Genomic DNA, 18571 nt, shown 5'->3' on the forward strand with positions numbered 1-18571 from the left:
ACTTGGACCATGTGCACGCGCAATGCAATCCCACGCACGAATTGCCCCTTGGTATGAAACAGCCTAGAAAGCCCATGAAACCTGAACCGGAGACAGAAATGGACATCGCAGGCCGCAAGATCGGACCCGAGCACCCGCCCCTTGTGATCGCCGAGATCGGCATCAACCATGGCGGCGATCTGGGCGTCGCCAAGGAAATGGTGCGCCTTGCCGCCGGTGCCGGCTGCGAGATGGTCAAGCACCAGACCCATATCATCGCCGACGAGATGACCGAGGAAGCCAAGCAGATTTTCCCGCCCAATGCCGATGTGTCGATCTGGGAGGTGATGGAGGCCTGTGCGCTGTCGCTGGATGAAGAGGCAGAGCTGAAGCGCTATACCGAGAGCCTTGGCATGATCTGGATTTCCACGCCGTTTTCACGCGCAGCGGCGGATTTTCTGCAGGACCTGGACGTGCCTGCGTTCAAGATCGGATCGGGCGAGGCGGACAACCTGCCGCTGATCCGCCATATCGCGCGGATGGGCAAACCCGTGATCATGTCGACGGGGATGCAGAGCATCGAAAGCATCCGCGCATCGGTTGCCATTCTGGACGGCGCGGGCATCGACTATGCGCTGCTGGAATGCACCAATCTTTACCCGTCCCCGCCCGAGATCGTGTCGCTGCAAGGTGTGACAGACCTGAAGAACGCGTTTCCCAATGCGGTCGTCGGGTTCTCGGACCATTCGATCGGGCCGGATATGGCGCTGGCTTCGGTGGCGCTTGGCGCGTGTATTCTCGAACGGCATTACACCGACACGCGGTATCGCAAGGGACCTGATATCATCAATTCGATGGACCCGGCCGAACTGCGCTATCTGATCGACCGTGCGCGCGAAATCCACATCGCGTTGCACAATCCCAAGCAGCGCACCGCAGCCGAAGAAGATGTCTATCGCTTCGCCCGCGCGTCCGTCGTGGCGGACCGGGACCTGCCCGCAGGCCATGTCATCACCGAGGCGGACATCTGGGCGCGCCGTCCCGGGTCGGGCGAGATCGCAGGCTATGATTTCGACAAGGTGCTGGGCCGGACGACAAACCGCGCCCTGCCGCGCAACACCCAATTGAAATGGTCCGATCTGGATGGGTAAACTGACGCGCGCCGATCTCGGCATCTGGCTGATCAACCTTGACCGCGACACGGACAGGCTGGCGGGGATGCAGCGACAGCTGGATGCAATGGGACTGGAATACACCAGGTTTCCGGCGATTTATGGCAAGGATCGGGCGGACGAGCTGATGACGCGCGTCGATGCCACAGCCTTTGCGCGCAATATGGGGCAAGCGGTCGCGCACGGGCAGATCGGCTGCTACGCAAGCCATGTCGCGGTATGGGAGTTGTTGGTGCAATCGCCTTACAAGGTCGGTCTGATCCTGGAGGATGACGTGGTGTTTCACGATGATTTCCTGGACAGCCTTGATCTGGCGCTGGCCGGGGCCGCGCAATGGGACACGCTCCGGTTTAATTGTATCCGCGCGAAATGGCCGGTCTCTCAGGGGCGGCTGGGGAAATATTCACTGAACGCCTATGTCGGGCCGTTCACCGGCAATGCCACATATCTGATCAAGCGCGATATCGCCGCAAAGCTGGCACCGACGTTCTGGCCGCAGACGCGCGCGCATGATCACGAGATGAACCGCTTTTTCCACCATGATTACCGCCAGTTCGGGCTGGAGCCCTTTTCCAGCCACGTCGATGACGGCGGCGTCAGCACGATCACCGGCACGGGGTTCGGGCTGGTACGCAAGTTTCCGTGGTATCGACGTTTACCGCATTACCGGCTCAAGGCCGCGAATTATTTCCGCAGAGCGTGGTGGTTGATGCGGAAAGGGCATCTGCGGGCAAAGCGCCCCTAACGCAGATCAGGTGGCGCAAGCACGCAGAGGATATCACCGCCATGGCGGTTATACGCACCGGCAAACTGCCGCGTTCTTGTCATATGTCGCAAGAAAGTTGCGGCCAGATCCAATCCTTCGAAACGCGGCTTCGGGCGCGCGATATCCATTGCCAGCTCAGGGTAATTGGCCTCCATGAACCGGCGCGCGATCTCTCGGTAGCGCACAGGTACTTTTGCTCCCTTGGCTGACCAAGGTTTCGCTGTGCCGATAAAATGCACGATCTGTGTATCGACATAGGCCTCGAACAACGGGCGAACGACGACCCATTGCCAGTTCCACGCCGGATGCAACATCGCCCAAGCGTCTTGCAACATGATATTCAACAGCGTTTGATCCAGTTCGAACACCGATCCGGCATGCTTTTGCGCGGTGGCAATACAACGCAGCCGGATGTCTTGTGCACAAAATGCCACGCAATCGATCAAAAGAACGCCTGCGTTGAAATAGCTTCCCGTGATACCAACCGCCGCCTGATCTCTGGTTTGACGTGTCGGGTGTTTCCATTTCGTCGTGTCCAGGCAGGCACCAAGCACCCGCCCGCCCAGATCAAGTGTGAACACATCGCTCAGCGCCGTGCCCACAATGAAGACGTCACTGTCAATATACAGTATCCGGTCATAGTCGGACGCAAAAGCTTCTGGCAATGCAAGCCGCATATAGGTGGCAACCGACAATCTGTCAGTGACCGGCATACCCTCAAACGCATCGCCCACGTCGATCCGGCACATGCGGATGTCGTGCCCTTCCAGCGCGGGCGGCATGTCCAGCGCATCCAGCGAGGTGATGCAAACGTCGAAATCGCGCACCGGAGTGTTGCGCAGCAAGGTGTGGATCGTGAGCGCCGCATAAGGCAGATATTTCTTGTCGCAGCACAACACCACCGCATGCCGGGATTTGGCCGGGCGGTTTTCTGCGATGACGCGGATCTCGCTCATGTATTGAACAGGAAATGCAGCACGTCGCCATCCTTGACGGTATAGGTCTTGCCTTCGGCGCGCATCTTGCCGGCTTCTTTGGCAGGCTGTTCGCCCCCCAATGTCACGAAATCATCATAGGCGATGGTTTCCGCGCGGATGAAGCCGCGTTCGAAATCACCATGGATCACGCCGGCAGCCTGCGGCGCGGATGTGCCGGCCTTGATCGTCCAGGCGCGGGCCTCTTTCGGGCCGACGGTGAAGTAGGTTTGCAGGTGCAGCAATGCGTAACCCGCGCGGATCAGACGGTCGAGGCCCGGTTCCTCGAGCCCCATTTCGTCAAGGAACATCTGCGCCTCGTCCGCATCCAACTGGCTGATCTCTTCTTCGATCCGCGCAGAGATCACCACGGATGAATTGCCCTCGGCCGCGGCCATGTCGGCCACACGGGCAGACTGGCTGTTGCCGGACCCGGCGCTGCTTTCTTCCACGTTGCAGACGTAAAGCACGGGTTTGGTGGTCAGCAGTTGTAGCAGACGCCACGCCTTGGCATCCTCGGCATCGACGGGCACGGTGCGCGCGGGCTTGCCGTCTTCCAGCGCCTTTTGCGCGGCTTCCAGCAGACGAACCTGTTGCACGGCATCCTTGTCGCCGCCTTTGACCTTGCGGGTCAGATTCGCGAGACGGCGTTCGATGCTTTCGAGATCCGCCAGCATCAGTTCGGTTTCGATCGTGGCGGCATCCTCGACCGGATCGACGCGGCCTTCGACATGGGTGATGTCGTCATCCTCGAAACAGCGCAGCACATGGGCGATGGCGTCGCATTCGCGGATATTGGCAAGGAACTGGTTGCCAAGACCCTCGCCCTTGGAGGCCCCTTTCACCAGGCCCGCGATATCCACAAAGGTCATGCGTGTGGGGATGATCTGCTTTGATCCGGCAATCGCGGCGAGCTTGTCCAGCCGCGCATCGGGCACGGCGACATCACCCACGTTAGGTTCGATGGTGCAGAACGGAAAATTCGCGGCCTGTGCGGCGGCGGTTTTCGTCAGCGCGTTGAACAAGGTCGATTTACCGACATTCGGCAGCCCGACAATTCCCATCTTGAAACCCATGCCCGTCTCTCCTTTGATCCTTGCGCGCTTCTAGGGGGCTAGGTGCGGGCCTGCAAGCATTTGTCGGGTCAGTTGCCTTGCCCGGCCCAGATCGCGGCGTTCAGCGCCGGGTTGGGAAAAATTTCTGCATCAAGCCGCGCATGCCCCTTCTTTTCGACCAGGCTCGGCGCAGCCCCGAACAAAGACCGGCCAAGGCCGGCCTGCGCATCGGGTCCGGCTAGCCCGGCAAAGGCCAGCAGGGTTGGAAAGACGTCCATCATGCTCGCCTCGCGGTGGACGGCCGTGCCGGGGGCCGCACGTGGGCTGACAAAGCCCAAAGGCACAAACAGGACGGTATTGGCGCGCGTGCCGACCGGTGCCATCGCCTGCATGACGGGGCTGTGGTTGAGGTGGTCGGACAGGAACACCATCACCGTCGGTCGCTGACGTCGCGCCTGCACCACGTGGCGCGAAAATCGCCCTGCATTGGCCAGCATGCAGCTTGCGCTGGCGGCAAGGTCGGACCCCAGCACAGCAATCGCGTCAGGCGTGCAATTGCGGGACATTAAGGCCTGCGCGCCATGCGGGCCGAATGTCTGGACCGCCATGAACAGCGGTGCCGGATCCTGAACCAGCCTGTCATACGTGCTGATCGCGGCGTCGAACACCATTTGGTCATCCACCACCCAACCGGTATAGGCGCGGGTGATCTCGTCGCTTGTGAACATATTGCGCAGGCGCGGCAGATCGGTGATGTCGTCAACGCCATGGCTGGCAAGAAAATCGCCCTGCCGCCCGAAGTCATTTGTCCCGCCGGTGACAAAGGCGCGGCGATACCCCTCTGTGGCAAGGATATCGGGCAGACATTTGTGCTGCGGTAGAAATGCCGTGCCAGCCAATGCATCGTTGAAGGCGAAATGCCGGTTCGGCAGCAGCGGCAAGCCGCATTGGCTGGCGACAATCCCAGCAATCGACCAGCCCGTGCCCGCCACCTGTCGCACTGCCGTGAAATCGACGCCCACCGGACGCAACGCCAGCAGGTCGGCATAAGCTGCTCCGAACGTGGCCGTGTCGGCAAAGGCACGTTCCAGCCCTTCCAGATAAATCATGATGATGTCGGGCTTTTCGGTCGCCGCAACCGGAGGCGGCGGCACGATCTGCACGGTGAGCAGGTCGGGTCGCACGGGCAGGACCGCCGCACGCATCAGCGCCACGCTGACCGGGTTACCCAGAACGAGGAACGTGACCGCCAGAACGACGCCTCCCCGCGGCAGCCCGAACAGCGCGCGCAGCCAGATCACGCCCAGCACGAAAAGCGCGACCGCAAGGCTGGCCACCAGCACCGGATGCCCAAACCCCAGCAAGCTGATATCGGTCGTCCCCGATGGCAGCACGGACAGCAAGGCAAGCACATCGACGCGGCCGAACGCGCGCGCCAATGCGACAAGCGGCATTGCGCAAACACCGACCAACAGCAAAAGCACCGCCCAGCGATCCGGCCAAAGCCACAGTCGTCGACCGCCAATGATCACGCAAAACAGGGTCAGCCAGCCGATTGCGCGCCCGATCTCGACGACACGCATATCCGCCCTTGCGATCACGATGCCGGACAGCACCATGTTGGCAACGATCAGCAGACACAGGACCGGCTCGCGAAAACGCCCCCACCACATCGACATCAACCCAAACCCCATCACATACCGACTGTCGGGCAGGTATAAGTTCGGCGGCGTTTGTCGGTCAAGCAAACCGCGTTGCGCGAAAGCGTGCATGCGGATTGCGTTTCCCGCCTCAATCGCGCACACCAAACCCGGACAGCAGGAGGATCGACATGAGCAGAATCGACGCCAAATTCGCGCAGTTGCGCACAGAGGGCCGCAAGGCCTTTGTCGCTTATGTGATGGCGGGCGATCCCGATTACGCCACGGGGCTGGAGATCGTGAAAGGTCTGCCCGCCGCCGGTGTCGACATCATCGAACTGGGCATGCCGTTCACAGACCCGATGGCCGATGGCAATACGATCCAGTTGGCAGGCCAGCGTGCGCTCGCGTCCGGTCAGACACTGGAAAAGACACTGGATTACGCGCGCGCCCTGCGCGAGACGGACATTACGACGCCGATCGTGATGATGGGCTATTACAACCCGATCTATTCGCGCGGCGTCGATCAGTTTCTGGTGGATGCCGCAGGCGCGGGCATCGACGGGCTGATCATCGTCGATCTGCCGCCCGAGGAAGACGACGAGCTTTGTATTCCCGCGCAAAAGGCGGGGATCAATTTCATCCGGCTGGCGACGCCGACCACCGATGACAAACGCCTGCCCAAGGTCTTGGAAAACACATCCGGTTTTGTCTACTACGTCTCGATGACCGGCATCACCGGCACCGCCGCCGTGCAGACGACCGAGGTTGCACCGGAAGTGGCGCGCATCAAGGCCAAGACCGACCTGCCCGTGATCGTGGGTTTCGGCATCAAGACACCCGAGGCCGCGCGCGCCGTGGCACAGGTTGCCGATGGGGCTGTCGTCGGGTCCGCCATCGTGGACCGGATCGCGCGGGGTGACAGCGTGGCCGATGTACTGGCCTTTGTCGCCGATCTGGCGCAAGGCACCCATAGCGCCTGAGCCATTGCAAGAACGCCTCGGATCGGTAATGTCATTTTACCAATTCGGGGAAACGCCATGCCAATCATCACCACGATCGCCGACCTCAAGCGTCTGCACAAACGGCGCACGCCCAAGATGTTCTATGACTACGCCGAAAGCGGGTCATGGACGGAACAGACGTTCCGCGAAAACACATCCGATTTCGACCTGATCCGTCTGCGCCAGCGAATCGCGGTGGACATGACCAACCGCACCACAAAAAGCACGATGATCGGGCAGGACGTGGCCATGCCTGTGGCACTGGCGCCTGTGGGCCTGACCGGCATGCAATCCGCCGATGGCGAGATCAAGGCGGCGCGCGCGGCCGAGAAATTTGGCGTGCCCTTCACCCTGTCCACCATGTCGATCTGTTCGATCGAGGATGTGGCCGAAAACACCACCAAGCCGTTCTGGTTTCAGGTCTATACCCTGAAAGATGACGATTTCATGCAGCGCCTGTTCGATCGCGCGCGCGCGGCGGGCTGTTCGGCCATCATCATCACGCTGGATCTGCAAATCCTTGGCCAGCGGCACAAGGACATCAAGAATGGCATGTCCGCGCCACCGAAATTCACGCTGGCCAGCATGGCCGACCTTGCGACCAAATGGGGCTGGGGCATCGAGATGCTGCAAACCAAGCGCCGCTTCTTCGGCAATATCGTGGGGCACGCCAAGGGCGTGTCGGACCCATCCTCGCTGTCGTCCTGGACGGCAGAGGCGTTCGACCACGCGCTCGACTGGGACCGTGTCGCGCAGCTGATGAAGATGTGGGGCGGCAAGGTGATCCTGAAAGGCATTCTTGACGCCGACGACGCCCGCAAGGCAGCGGCCCTGGGGGCCGATGCGATCATCGTGTCCAACCACGGCGGGCGGCAGCTGGACGGGGCGCTGTCGTCGATCCGCGCGCTGCCTGCGATCCTGGATGCGGTGGGCGACAAGGTCGAGGTGCATTTCGACGGCGGCATCCGGTCGGGTCAGGACGTGCTGAAGGCGCTCGCGCTGGGGGCCAAGGGCACCTATGTCGGGCGCGCTTATATCAACGGACTGGGTGCCATGGGCGAAGCTGGCGTGACGAAGGCGCTGGATATTATCCACAAGGAACTGGACACCACGATGGCGCTGTGCGGACGGCGCGACATCCGCGACGTGGACCGCGATATCCTGCTGGTGCCAAAGGACTTTGAAGGCGCGTGGATGTAAGCCGCAACAGCGAATTGCCCAACAACCGTGAGGAATTTGCATCGTTTGTGGCTTTTTTGTGGTGAACCCACGATGAATTGATTGACCGGGATCAAAACCGGCCTAAGGCTGGTCGCGATCGCCGATGCCGTATGCAAACGGTCCGGTCGTCAGATCGCAAACCAGAAGTTAGGAAAATTGAAATGCGTATGACCAACATTTTTGCAACGGCCGTTGCTGTTGCCGCTTTGTCCACGACCGCTTTCGCTGGCGGCCTGTCCCCTGAAGTGATGGAAGCACCCGTCGTCATGGCCGAGCCTGCGCCTGCCGGTTCCTCCATCAACCCAGTCTTCATCGTGATCGGCGTTCTTGCTGCCCTGCTGATCGCATCCTCGCTGGACGACGATGATGATCCTGAGCAAATGCTGGTGACCGGCGAACAAGAAATCGTCGGATTAAACTGAACATAGTTCAGATTGCGACGCAAATTTGGCCGCGCCAGATCATTCTGGCGCGGCTTTTTCTTCTAAAAAAGCGTTACTTTCAGGTCGTAATCGGCAAATCTTCTGGTTTTTATGGTCTTTTTCTAAGCAGAACGGGTTGACTGGCCTTCCGCATGCGCAAACAGTGAGCCTGCGAGCGACGGGCGGGAGCAAACCGACTTTGTCAATCAAACGATCTCAAGGAGAACGACCCATGCGTATTATGACATGCCTGACAGCCGCGACAGCCGTCGCAGGCTTTACCACAGTTGCAACCGCAGGCGGGCTTGCCCCCGAAGTAATGGAAGCCCCGGTCGTCATGGCCGAACCTGCGCCAGCAGGATCGTCGATCAACCCCGCCTTTGTAGTGGTCGGTGTGCTCGCGGCACTGCTGATCGCGGCATCGCTGTCAGATGATGATGAGGATGAGGTCGGGTAACCCGTCGGCTGACCCATCGTTGTTCGTCGGACGACATCAAGCGCCGCGCCAGATCACTCTGGCGCGGCCTTTTTGCTCGTGGCCACAGCATCCGCATCCCGGATGACGGCCCGTTCCAGACTATGGATTTCCCTATATTGACCCAAGCGGACCCGCGCGTGTTACTGGCCCGGCTGTCGGATGGGGGCACCTTGCATCAGCATTATTTGGACCACTGGAGTTTGACCACATGCGTATTCTGACCACCCTGACCGCCGCGACCGCTCTTGCCGCCTTGACGACCGCCGCAACCGCGGGCGGCCTGTCCCCCGAAATCATGGAGACGCCCGTCGTCGCCGTCGAACTCGCACCCGCAGGATCGTCGATCAACCCCGCCTTTGTCGTGGTCGGCGTTCTGGCCGCGCTGCTGATTGCGTCGTCGCTTTCGGATGACGAAGAAGAAGTCTGCAACACCACCGCCTGTCTGGAACCAGACTAAACGCGGGCCAGCCCCCTGGATCGGGCTATTCGGTCTTGGCTTTCGGGTTCAAACCCGATCGACGCCCTTGAAGCGACGGCGCCACAGGTGACCGTTTAGGCCCGATCTGTCGCCAAAGCCCTGTCTTTTAGGGCAACCGACTGGAAAAAGATTTGACGACACTGCGTTTCCGGCGAAACGAATATTCCTGTGCGGTGCATCAGCACATACTTAATTCAACTTTGCTCATCATTCAGGAAAAAAGCATGTCCCGTTTTACAACACTCGCCACAGCTGCGGCATTTGCAGCCGTTACCACTGTCGCCTCTGCCGGTGGTCTGTCCCCCGAAATCATGGAAGCGCCCGTCGTCGCACAAGAGGCGGCCCCTGCGGGGTCTTCCATCAATCCGGCCTTCGTGGTCGTGGGCGTGCTGGCCGCGCTGCTGATCGCGTCCTCGCTGTCGGGCGATGATGAAGACAACGGCCGTATTCTGCTGCCGTGCGAGGGACCCTGTGACACCAACATTGTGCAGCTCCGCTAAGGCAGCACAGAACACGCATCTGCGCCCGGTTGACGGGCGCGGACCTGGCGGTGGCGTACCCGGCCGCGACGTTCAGCTTTGCGTCGCGATGCCACCTGCGACATGCGCCTTTTGCCGCGACACCAGCACCGCCAACGGCAAGGTCGCCAGCAGCAGGACCGCGACAAAAAGAAACGCCACCCGCAGACCGAAAGCCTGGCTCAGCAGACCCATCAGCATCGGTGCGAAAAAGAATCCCGAAAATCCGATCACGGCGGCGCGGCTGATCGCCTCGGTGCGCAGATGCGGCGGCACCAGCTTGCCCACCAGCGCCAGCCCCATCGGCCCGATCACCGACACGCCCAAACCAAGGATGCCGAACCCAACATAAGCGACCAGCGGCGTCGGCGCGAATGCGGCAATCACCGCCCCGCTGGCCGAAAGGATCGACGCGCCAAAGATGACATTGACCTCGCGCAGGCGTTCGGCGACGGCCTGTCCCGAAAAGCGTCCCACCGCCATCGTCAGCCCCAGCATCGCAGGCCCCAGCGCACCTTCGGCAGCGCCGCCACCAAGTGTGCGTTCGACATGGAGCGCCGACCACGCCTCGACCGTGGCCTCTGACATAAAGGCGATCAGCACGATCCCCCCGCAAAGCACGATGGGCCAGAGCGGATAGCGGCCCTTGTAGCCGTCTTCGGCGGCGACATAGGTCACGTCCATCCGCACGAAAGGGATCAGGCAGACGGCGAAGAATGCGAAACCCGCGAATACCGGCGCAGGCGGCAGCCCCGCGGCGCGCGTGGCGCTGACGATCAGGGCGGCACAGGCATAGGCGACAGAAAACATCGCGTGGTTCGCATTCATCAGCGGGCGGCGGTGCGTTGCTTCCAACTCGCTGACGCGGGCATTCATCACCACATCGAGCAAGCCCGATGCCAGCCCCACCAGCGCCATGGACGCGGCGAAAGCCAACGGATGCGTGATCTGCGACGGCAGCAGCCAGGCAAAGGCGAGCGCCGCGATCGCGGCCTGCATCGACCGCGCGCCCAGCCAGCGGTCAAGCCGGGGTGCCAGCCACATCGCCGAGACCAGCCCTGTCGCCGAGCCAAGCAGCAAGGTGCCGAAAAGCGCATCCGACGCGCCCAGCTGTGCCTTGATGACGGGCACATAGGCTGCAAAACAGCCCCAGAAAATACCCACCACGACAAAGGCTGTGGCGGGACGACGAGACAGAATCAAGGCGCTGCGAATAGACATGACGCCATGGGTGACGCCCAAAAATTTCCAAAGCAAGTTTCAAATTGCAGGTGCTGGGGGTGAATTCCGTCACATGGGTCATGACCCACGCCATCTGCGGGTTTTACATCTTTTCAATCCGGCAAAATGCCCTTATAGGGCGGGCTTCATCGGGCTCGGACACCCTTGGAGGCGGGCCCCATAATCAAAGGACTATTACTATGGCTGGACAGATTCCTGATCTGAACGCCAAGGTACGTGCGGGGACAGGCAAGGGGGCCGCCCGCCAAGCTCGTCGTGATGGCGACGTACCTGGCATTGTTTATGGTGGCGGCGTTGACCCGCAATCCATCAGCATCCCTTTCAACTATCTGCTGACGACCCTGCGCAAGGGCCGGTTCATGTCGACGCTTTTCAACCTCAAGGTCGAAGGCCAGGACGACGTGCGTGTGATCTGCCGCGGCGTGCAGCGTGACGTGGTCAAGGATCTGCCGATCCACATCGACTTTCTGCGCCTCAAGCGCACCAGCCGCGTGAATCTGTTCATCCCCGTTGAATTCATCAACGGCGATACCTGCCCCGGCATCAAGAAAGGCGGCGTTCTGACCGTCGTGCGCAACGAAGTCGAGATGGACGTGCTGGCAGGCGATATCCCTGACCACCTGACCGTCGATCTGGCCAAAGTCCAGATGGGCGATGTCATCCACATCAGCGACATCACCCTGCCCGAAGGCGCCAAGCCCGTCATCGACCGTGATTTCGTGATCGCCAACATTTCCGCACCACGTGCGCTGCTCGCCAGCGACGATGATGCCGAAGAAGAAACAGAAGCCGCCGACGCCGAGTAATCGGTCCGCGCGCAACCCGATCAGGGCACCCCACGGGGTGCCCTTTTTCATGCGCGGGGACTGGTGCGCCGCCGCGCCGCCTATTAGGTTAGCGGCATGAAACTCCTCATCGGCCTTGGCAATCCCGGCGCGAAATACGCGCAAAACCGGCACAACATCGGCTTTATGGCGATGGACCGGATTGCCGCCGATCACGGCTTTGGCCCGTGGCGGTCCAAATTCCAGGGCCAGATCGCCGAAGGCCGGTTCGGATCGGACAAGGTCACGCTGCTGAAGCCCGAAACCTTCATGAACCTGTCCGGCCAGTCCGTGGGCGAGGCTGCGCGCTATCTCAAGCTGACACCTGCCGATCTGATCGTGTTCCATGACGAAATCGACCTTGCTCCCGGCAAGGTCCGGTTGAAAACCGGCGGCGGCCATGCGGGCCACAATGGCTTGCGCTCGATCCACGCGCATCTCGGGCCTGACTATGACCGCGTGCGCCTTGGCGTCGGCCATCCGGGGCACAAGGACGCCGTGCCCGGCTATGTCCTGCATGATTTCGCCAAGGCCGATCTGGACTGGCTTGACGACGAATTGCGCGGCATCAGCGACGGCGTCGCGCATCTGGTCGCGGGCGACGGCGCGCGCTTTCTGAACGCCATCGCATTGCGGACCGCCCCGCCGCGATCCTCGACCAGCGTGCCCAAGCCAGCCAAAGCCCCCGAAACCCAACCAGAGCCAGAGACCCGCAGCGCCATGTCGCGCCTGCTGGACAAGTTCCGGTGACAGCCACCGCCATCAGCGCGGCTTTTGCCGCGCAAGCGGCGGCCTGCGATAGTCTGGGATCGCCTTTCATGGAACGGTTGATGCGGCTTTGCGCAACGCAGGCTTGGCCCGCAGGTGCTGTCACTGACCGCATCCATGGCTGGACCGGCGATCTGGGACCAAACGGACAATCCGTGCCGCTGCGGCTCGCTGGCGCGCTGCATGCGCTGCGCCTGCAAGGCAATACCACGCTGGCGCAGGTCTATCCGCCGCAGGCCTACGACGCCGCGACCCTTTGGGCGGCGGTGACAGAGGTTTTGGTCAGCGAAGAGGCCGCCATCCTGCACTGGCTTGACAGCCCGCCTCAGACCAACGAGGTGCGGCGGTCCGCCCCCGTGATCGCACTTGGCCATTGGCTGACGGATCGTTTCGGCCTGCCGCTTCGCTGCAGCGAACTCGGGGCCAGCGCGGGGCTGAACCTGCATTGGGACGACTACGCACTGGCGGTCGGCGGACAGAGCTTCGGGTCTGCCGCCCCTGCCCTGATGCTGCGACCTGACTGGACCGGCCCGCTGCCGCCCCAGACGCAGCCACTGGTCAGCGCGCGCGCAGGCGTCGATCTGAACCCGCTTGACCCGCAATCGCCCGCCGATAGGCTGCGCCTGCAGGCCTATCTCTGGCCGGATCAGCCTGAACGGCTGGCGTTGACCGAAGCCGCCATCGCCAATGCGCGCACGCCGATCACCAAAGGTGATGCGATCGACTGGCTGACGGGTCATCTTGACCACCACGCAGGTCAGGTCCACGTTCTTTATACGACCATCGCCTGGCAGTATCTCCCCGTCGCCTTGCAGGAACGCGGCACCGCCATGATCAACGCGGCAGGCCGCACAGCGCGCGACGACGCGCCGCTTGCATGGTTCGGGATGGAACCGGATGGCGCACGTCCGGGGGCGGCGCTGACGCTGCGGCTTTGGCCCGGCGACTTGACGTTTGCGCTGGGGCGCGCAGATTTTCACGGACGATGGGTTCACTGGAATCCCGTCCAGACAAGCAAGAAAGACTGACCCAATGGAAAAAGACCCGTCCTTCAACGTTCTCGGCAGCACGCTTGCCACCTGTTCGACAGCCCCCATGACCGGCTTTTTCCGCAACGGCGCCTGCGACACCTGCGCACAGGACAACGGCAGCCACACGGTCTGCGCGGTGATGACGGATGAATTTCTGGCGTTTTCGAAATATGTCGGCAACGATTTGTCCACGCCGCGCCCCGAATTCGGCTTTCCGGGGCTGAAGGCGGGCGACGGCTGGTGCCTGTGTGCGGGTCGCTTCCTGCAAGCGCATGAAGAAGGCTGCGCACCGCAGGTCAACCTGCATGCCACCCATGTGCGCGCGCTCGACATCGTGCAGATCGACGTGTTGCGACAGCACGCGCTGCCGTTCGACTAGACGCCGAAAACCCCATCTTCCGAGCATAAATATCCCCGCCGGAGGCAAAAAGTTTTTCCTGCCACCGACGCGGCTTTACGCCTTCATATCGAACCCAAGATGCTTGGCCACGGTAAAGATATCCTTGTCGCCGCGTCCGCACATGTTCATCACCAGCAGATGGTCGGCAGGCAGGTCGGGCGCGATTTTCATCACATGCGCCAGCGCGTGGGATGGCTCCAGCGCGGGAATGATTCCTTCCAGCGCACAGCACAGCTGGAACGCCTCCAGCGCCTCGACATCGGTGATCGAGACGTATTTCGCGCGGCCGATATCATGCAACCACGCATGTTCAGGCCCGATGCCCGGATAATCCAGACCCGCCGAGATCGAGAACCCTTCAAGGATCTGCCCGACATCGTCCTGCAACAGATAGGTGCGGTTGCCATGCAGCACGCCGGGGCGGCCGCCGGTCAATGACGCGCAATGTTCCATCTTTTCGTTGACGCCTTTGCCACCGGCCTCGACCCCGATGATATTGACGTCCTTGTCGTCCAGAAACGGATAGAACAGCCCCATCGCATTCGACCCGCCACCGATGGCGGCGATCAGCGTGTCGGGCAGACGGCCTTCGGCCTCTTGCATCTGGGTCCTGGTTTCCTGCCCGATGATGGCCTGAAAATCCCGCACCATCGCGGGATAAGGGTGCGGCCCCGCCACCGTGCCGATGCAATAGAACGTGTCGCGCACATTGGTCACCCAGTCGCGCAGGGCATCGTTCATCGCGTCCTTCAGCGTGCCACGGCCCGAGGTGACAGGCACAACCTCTGCCCCCAGCAGTTTCATGCGGAACACGTTCGGGGCCTGCCGTTCGACATCATGCGCGCCCATATAGACCACACATTTCAGGCCGAATTTCGCACAGACCGTCGCCGTCGCCACGCCGTGCTGACCCGCGCCGGTTTCGGCGATGATCCGGCTTTTGCCCATGCGGCGGGCTAGGATGATCTGGCCCAACACGTTGTTGATCTTATGCGCGCCGGTGTGGTTCAGCTCGTCGCGTTTCATGTAGATCTTGGCACCACCCAGATGCGCCGTCAGCCGTTCGGCATGATAAAGCGGGCTGGGGCGACCGACGTAATGGGTCCACAGATCATGCATTTCCGCCCAGAAGGTCGGGTCGGTCTTGGCATGTTCGTATTGCTCTTCCAGTTCCAGGATCAGCGGCATCAGGGTCTCGGACACGAAACGCCCGCCGAACTGGCCGAAACGGCCTTTTTCGTCGGGGCCGGTCATGAAGCTGTTGAAAAGATCGTTGGCCATGGGACACCTGTTGTTTTGGGTTGGGACAGACCTAACGCCCCTTGCGGGAATCGTAAACGCCTAACGCAAGGCCGCGCAAAACGCCGCAATCAACGCCGCATCCTTGACGCCGGGGGCGGATTCGACGCCAGACGACACATCGACCTGCCGCGCCCCTGTCAGCGTCACAGCTTCAGCCACATTGGCAGGCGTCAGCCCACCCGCCAACATCCACGGCACCGGCCAGCGCCGCCCCGCGATCAGCCGCCAGTCAAAGGCCAGACCATTGCCACCGGGCAGATCGGCATCCACAGGCGGTTTGGCATCGACCAGCAACTGGTCCGCCACCTGCGCATAAGTCTCGAGCGCTGCCAGATCATCCGGCCCCGCCACACCCACGGCCTTCATCATGGGCAGGCCATAGCGCGCCTTGACCTCGGTCACGCGGGCAGGCGTCTCTGCGCCGTGCAATTGCAGGATATCGACGGGCACCTGCGCCAGCAGCGCATCAAGCTGGGCGTTATCGGCGTTCACCACCAGCGCGACCTTTGCCACACCCGCAGGCACGGCAGCGGCCAGGGCGGCGGCCTGCGCCAAAGTCACATTGCGGGGGGATTTTTCAAAGAATACCAGCCCGACATAGGTCGCCCCCGCCTGCACGGCAGCATCCAGCATGGCCGCATCGCGCAGCCCGCAGATCTTGACCCGTGTTTGCAATGGCATCAGCGCGTGTTTTCCAGCAGCACCAGCACGTCATCCTCTGACTTCGCCCCGACCGAGGCCGTGCGCATCTGTTGCAATTCGCTGCGCAGCGCCTCGACCTCGCGCGATTTCGCGCGGGCATCGGCGCGGATGCGGTATTCGCGCACCCATTCCCACAGGAACCCGATGGCAAGACCGGCCCCCACGCCGATGAAGATCACGACGAACAAGGGCAGCGTCACATCGGGCGAAAGCCCCAGCAGATCACTAAGCCAGACAGGCATGGCGCGGACAGTCACAGGGTCGCGGTTGGCCAGCCCGATCAGAATCAGGCAAAGCGCAACGATGGCCCAAAAGGCATAGCGGATAGTCTTCATCGGACCCTCTTACTGACCGTTTAGCCGGTCACGCAGCAATTTGCCCGTCTTGAAGAACGGCACATGTTTTTCATCGACTTCGACCGCCTCGCCGGTGCGGGGGTTGCGGCCCAACCGCGGGTCGCGCTTTTTCACGGAAAAGGCGCCGAAGCCGCGCAATTCGACACGGTTGCCCTGCGCCATCGCATCGGTGATCCGCTCAAAGATGGTGTTGACGATCTTTTCGACGTCACGCTGATAAAGGTGCGGATTTTCATCGGCAATTTTCTGGATCAGTTCCGAGCGGATCATGGCAGCATCCTTTGGTTTGGCAGTACGCAGACAGACGCGATGCCCCAAACTATAGAAACAAAGACCGGATACGGAAAGCACGGCTTTCGCTGCTTTTGAAGTTTTTTGCTGCAAAGCGACTGAATTTACAGGGAAGTTTGGCACTTTTCCGCCAGAGCGTTGCGGCATAGGCGGTGCCGCAGCGCAGCACAGCGCCCCGATTCGCCCCACGCCCAAACAAAAGCCCCGCCGCAATCGCGTGCGGCGGGGCTGAATTTGCAATCTGGGATGGTATCAGTCGCGCTTGAGCGCGGCACCCAGAATATCGCCCAAGGACGCACCGGAATCCGAGGAGCCGAACTGTTCGACGGCTTCTTTTTCTTCCGCGATCTCGCGTGCCTTGATCGACAGACCCAGCTTGCGGGTCTTGCTGTCGATGTTGGTCACGCGCACGTCGACCTTGTCACCCACGCCGAAACGCTCGGGGCGCTGTTCGGCACGGTCGCGCGACAGGTCGGACCGACGGATGAACGATTTCATGCCTTCGTATTCGACCTCGATGCCGCCGTCTTCGATCTTGGTGACTTCGACGGTGATGATCGAGCCGCGCTTCACGCCGCCGATGGCATCCGCAAAAGGATCACCGTCCAGCGCCTTGATCGACAGGCTGATGCGTTCTTTTTCCACGTCGACTTCGGCGACCTTGGCCTTGACCACGTCACCCTTGCGGAAATCGCCGATCACGTCTTCGCCACGGCCTTCCCATGTCAGGTCGGACAGGTGGACCATGCCGTCGATGTCGCCGGGCAGGCCGATGAACAGACCGAATTCGGTAATGTTCTTGACTTCGCCTTCGACCTCGGTGCCCTCGGGATGGGTTTCTGCGAACACTTCCCATGGGTTACGCTGTGTCTGCTTGAGACCAAGCGACACGCGACGCTTGGCGCTGTCGATTTCCAGCACCATGACTTCGACTTCCTGAGAGGTCGATACGATCTTGCCGGGATGGACGTTTTTCTTTGTCCAGGACATCTCGGACACGTGGACCAGACCTTCGACACCGGCTTCCAACTCGACGAATGCGCCGTAGTCGGTGATGTTGGTCACGCGGCCCTGATGGACCGAGCCGAGGCCGAACTTGGCTTCGACGGCATCCCATGGATCGTCCTGCAGCTGCTTCATGCCCAAGGAAATGCGGTGCGTTTCCTTGTTGATCTTAATGACCTGCACCTTGATCGTCTCGCCAATGGCAAGGATCTCGGACGGGTGGTTCACACGGCGCCACGCCATGTCGGTGACGTGCAGCAAGCCGTCGACGCCGCCCAGATCAACGAAAGCACCGTATTCGGTGATGTTCTTGACCACGCCGTCAACTTCCTGACCTTCGGTCAGGTTGCCGATGACTTCGGCGCGCTGTTCGGCACGCGATTCTTCGAGGATCGCGCGGCGCGACACAACGATGTTGCCACGGCGACGGTCCATTTTCAGGATCTGGAACGGCTGCTTCATGTTCATGAGCGGGCCGGCATCGCGCACGGGGCGCACATCGACCTGAGAGCCCGGCAGGAACGCGACAGCGCCGCCAAGGTCCACGGTGAAGCCGCCTTTGACGCGGCCAAAGATCGCGCCATCAACGCGTTCTTCGTCGGCATAGGCTTTTTCCAGACGATCCCAGGCTTCTTCGCGGCGGGCCATTTCGCGGGAAATGACGGCTTCGCCACGGGCGTTTTCGACCTGACGCAGGAACACTTCGACAGTGTCGCCGACTTTGATATCAGGGGCTTCGCCGGGATTTGCGAATTCTTTCAGATCGATACGGCCTTCCATCTTGTAGCCGACATCGATGATGGCCTGGCCCGCTTCGATCGCGATCACCTTGCCCTTGACGACAGACCCTTCTGCGGGTGTGTCCATTTCGAAGCTTTCGTTCAAGAGTGCTTCAAACTCGTCCATTGTATTTGCCATGTGGCGTCGTTTTCCTAACGTTTGG

At 61.3% G+C, this 18571-nt stretch carries 21 protein-coding genes; 12 read left to right on the forward strand and 9 right to left on the reverse strand.

Annotated elements, in window-relative coordinates:
- Positions 1 to 74 precede the first annotated feature (74 nt).
- Both H147_RS0110985 and H147_RS0110990 read left to right on the forward strand, forming a co-directional pair.
- Positions 75 to 1130, forward strand: coding sequence for an N-acetylneuraminate synthase family protein (locus tag H147_RS0110985; RefSeq protein WP_019955423.1), 1056 nt, complete (start codon positions 75 to 77; stop codon positions 1128 to 1130).
- Positions 1123 to 1896, forward strand: coding sequence for a glycosyltransferase family 25 protein (locus H147_RS0110990; RefSeq protein ID WP_019955424.1), 774 nt, complete (start codon positions 1123 to 1125; stop codon positions 1894 to 1896). The genes H147_RS0110985 and H147_RS0110990 overlap by 8 nt, the downstream gene beginning before the upstream one ends.
- Here the strand turns inward: H147_RS0110990 and H147_RS0110995 are convergent.
- From H147_RS0110995 to H147_RS0111005, 3 genes are all read right to left on the reverse strand, one after another.
- Entirely contained in the window at positions 1893 to 2873 is a 981-nt protein-coding gene (locus H147_RS0110995) for a glycosyltransferase family 8 protein (RefSeq protein WP_019955425.1), read from the reverse strand. The two genes, H147_RS0110990 and H147_RS0110995, sit on opposite strands and share 4 nt — an antisense overlap.
- Positions 2870 to 3967 carry a redox-regulated ATPase YchF gene (gene ychF / locus H147_RS0111000; protein WP_019955426.1) on the reverse strand — a complete coding sequence of 366 codons (1098 nt, stop codon included), beginning with the start codon at positions 3965 to 3967 and terminating at the stop codon, positions 2870 to 2872. The genes H147_RS0110995 and ychF overlap by 4 nt, the downstream gene beginning before the upstream one ends.
- Before the next feature lie 68 nt (positions 3968 to 4035).
- Positions 4036 to 5625, reverse strand: coding sequence for a sulfatase-like hydrolase/transferase (locus H147_RS0111005; RefSeq protein WP_162561665.1), 1590 nt, complete (start codon positions 5623 to 5625; stop codon positions 4036 to 4038).
- Between the two features lie 152 nt (positions 5626 to 5777).
- Here H147_RS0111005 and trpA point away from each other — a divergent pair, with 152 nt between their 5' ends.
- From trpA to H147_RS19645, 6 genes are all read left to right on the forward strand, one after another.
- Complete coding sequence (trpA, locus tag H147_RS0111010) at positions 5778 to 6569, forward strand: tryptophan synthase subunit alpha (RefSeq protein ID WP_019955428.1); 792 nt, start codon at positions 5778 to 5780, stop codon at positions 6567 to 6569.
- A gap of 57 nt (positions 6570 to 6626) precedes the next feature.
- Positions 6627 to 7790: an alpha-hydroxy acid oxidase gene (locus H147_RS0111015; protein WP_019955429.1), complete on the forward strand. Its 1164-nt coding sequence runs from the start codon at positions 6627 to 6629 to the stop codon at positions 7788 to 7790.
- Between the two features lie 188 nt (positions 7791 to 7978).
- Positions 7979 to 8233, forward strand: coding sequence for a hypothetical protein (locus H147_RS19635; RefSeq protein ID WP_019955430.1), 255 nt, complete (start codon positions 7979 to 7981; stop codon positions 8231 to 8233).
- A gap of 232 nt (positions 8234 to 8465) precedes the next feature.
- Complete coding sequence (locus tag H147_RS0111025) at positions 8466 to 8690, forward strand: hypothetical protein (RefSeq protein ID WP_019955431.1); 225 nt, start codon at positions 8466 to 8468, stop codon at positions 8688 to 8690.
- A gap of 229 nt (positions 8691 to 8919) precedes the next feature.
- Entirely contained in the window at positions 8920 to 9168 is a 249-nt protein-coding gene (locus H147_RS19640; protein ID WP_019955432.1) for a hypothetical protein, read from the forward strand.
- Positions 9169 to 9413: 245 nt separating this feature from the next.
- Positions 9414 to 9689: a hypothetical protein gene (locus H147_RS19645; protein ID WP_051108204.1), complete on the forward strand. Its 276-nt coding sequence runs from the start codon at positions 9414 to 9416 to the stop codon at positions 9687 to 9689.
- Positions 9690 to 9761: 72 nt separating this feature from the next.
- Here the strand turns inward: H147_RS19645 and H147_RS0111040 are convergent, their stop codons facing one another.
- On the reverse strand, positions 9762 to 10928 hold the full coding sequence (locus H147_RS0111040; RefSeq protein ID WP_043699790.1) for an MFS transporter: 1167 nt from the start codon (positions 10926 to 10928) through the stop codon (positions 9762 to 9764).
- Positions 10929 to 11128: 200 nt separating this feature from the next.
- On the opposite strand from H147_RS0111040, the gene H147_RS0111045 reads away from it, so the two are divergent.
- From H147_RS0111045 to H147_RS0111060, 4 genes are all read left to right on the forward strand, one after another.
- Positions 11129 to 11755: a 50S ribosomal protein L25/general stress protein Ctc gene (locus H147_RS0111045; protein ID WP_019955435.1), complete on the forward strand. Its 627-nt coding sequence runs from the start codon at positions 11129 to 11131 to the stop codon at positions 11753 to 11755.
- Positions 11756 to 11851: 96 nt separating this feature from the next.
- Positions 11852 to 12523, forward strand: a complete 672-nt coding sequence (pth, locus tag H147_RS0111050; protein ID WP_019955436.1) for an aminoacyl-tRNA hydrolase — start codon at positions 11852 to 11854, stop codon at positions 12521 to 12523.
- Positions 12520 to 13569, forward strand: a complete 1050-nt coding sequence (locus tag H147_RS0111055; protein WP_019955437.1) for a DUF2332 domain-containing protein — start codon at positions 12520 to 12522, stop codon at positions 13567 to 13569. The genes pth and H147_RS0111055 overlap by 4 nt, the downstream gene beginning before the upstream one ends.
- Positions 13570 to 13573: 4 nt before the next feature.
- A complete protein-coding gene (locus H147_RS0111060) occupies positions 13574 to 13951 on the forward strand; it encodes a DUF2237 family protein (RefSeq protein ID WP_019955438.1) in 378 nt (125 codons plus the stop codon).
- 75 nt (positions 13952 to 14026) lie between these two features.
- On the opposite strand, the gene trpB is transcribed toward H147_RS0111060, so the two are convergent.
- The 5 genes from trpB to rpsA all read right to left on the reverse strand — a co-directional run bounded on the left by trpB (position 14027) and on the right by rpsA (position 18546).
- Positions 14027 to 15253: a tryptophan synthase subunit beta gene (trpB, locus tag H147_RS0111065; protein ID WP_019955439.1), complete on the reverse strand. Its 1227-nt coding sequence runs from the start codon at positions 15251 to 15253 to the stop codon at positions 14027 to 14029.
- A 60-nt stretch (positions 15254 to 15313) separates the two neighbouring features.
- Complete coding sequence (locus tag H147_RS0111070; protein WP_019955440.1) at positions 15314 to 15955, reverse strand: phosphoribosylanthranilate isomerase; 642 nt, start codon at positions 15953 to 15955, stop codon at positions 15314 to 15316.
- Positions 15955 to 16311, reverse strand: a complete 357-nt coding sequence (locus H147_RS0111075; RefSeq protein ID WP_019955441.1) for a lipopolysaccharide assembly protein LapA domain-containing protein — start codon at positions 16309 to 16311, stop codon at positions 15955 to 15957. The genes H147_RS0111070 and H147_RS0111075 overlap by 1 nt, the downstream gene beginning before the upstream one ends.
- Positions 16312 to 16320: 9 nt before the next feature.
- Entirely contained in the window at positions 16321 to 16602 is a 282-nt protein-coding gene (gene ihfB, locus H147_RS0111080; protein WP_019955442.1) for an integration host factor subunit beta, read from the reverse strand.
- Between the two features lie 273 nt (positions 16603 to 16875).
- Positions 16876 to 18546, reverse strand: coding sequence for a 30S ribosomal protein S1 (gene rpsA, locus H147_RS0111085; RefSeq protein ID WP_281162193.1), 1671 nt, complete (start codon positions 18544 to 18546; stop codon positions 16876 to 16878).
- Between the last annotated feature and the right edge of the window lie 25 nt (positions 18547 to 18571).

It is taken from the genome of Yoonia vestfoldensis DSM 16212 (assembly GCF_000382265.1).
Lineage (GTDB): Bacteria > Pseudomonadota > Alphaproteobacteria > Rhodobacterales > Rhodobacteraceae > Yoonia > Yoonia vestfoldensis.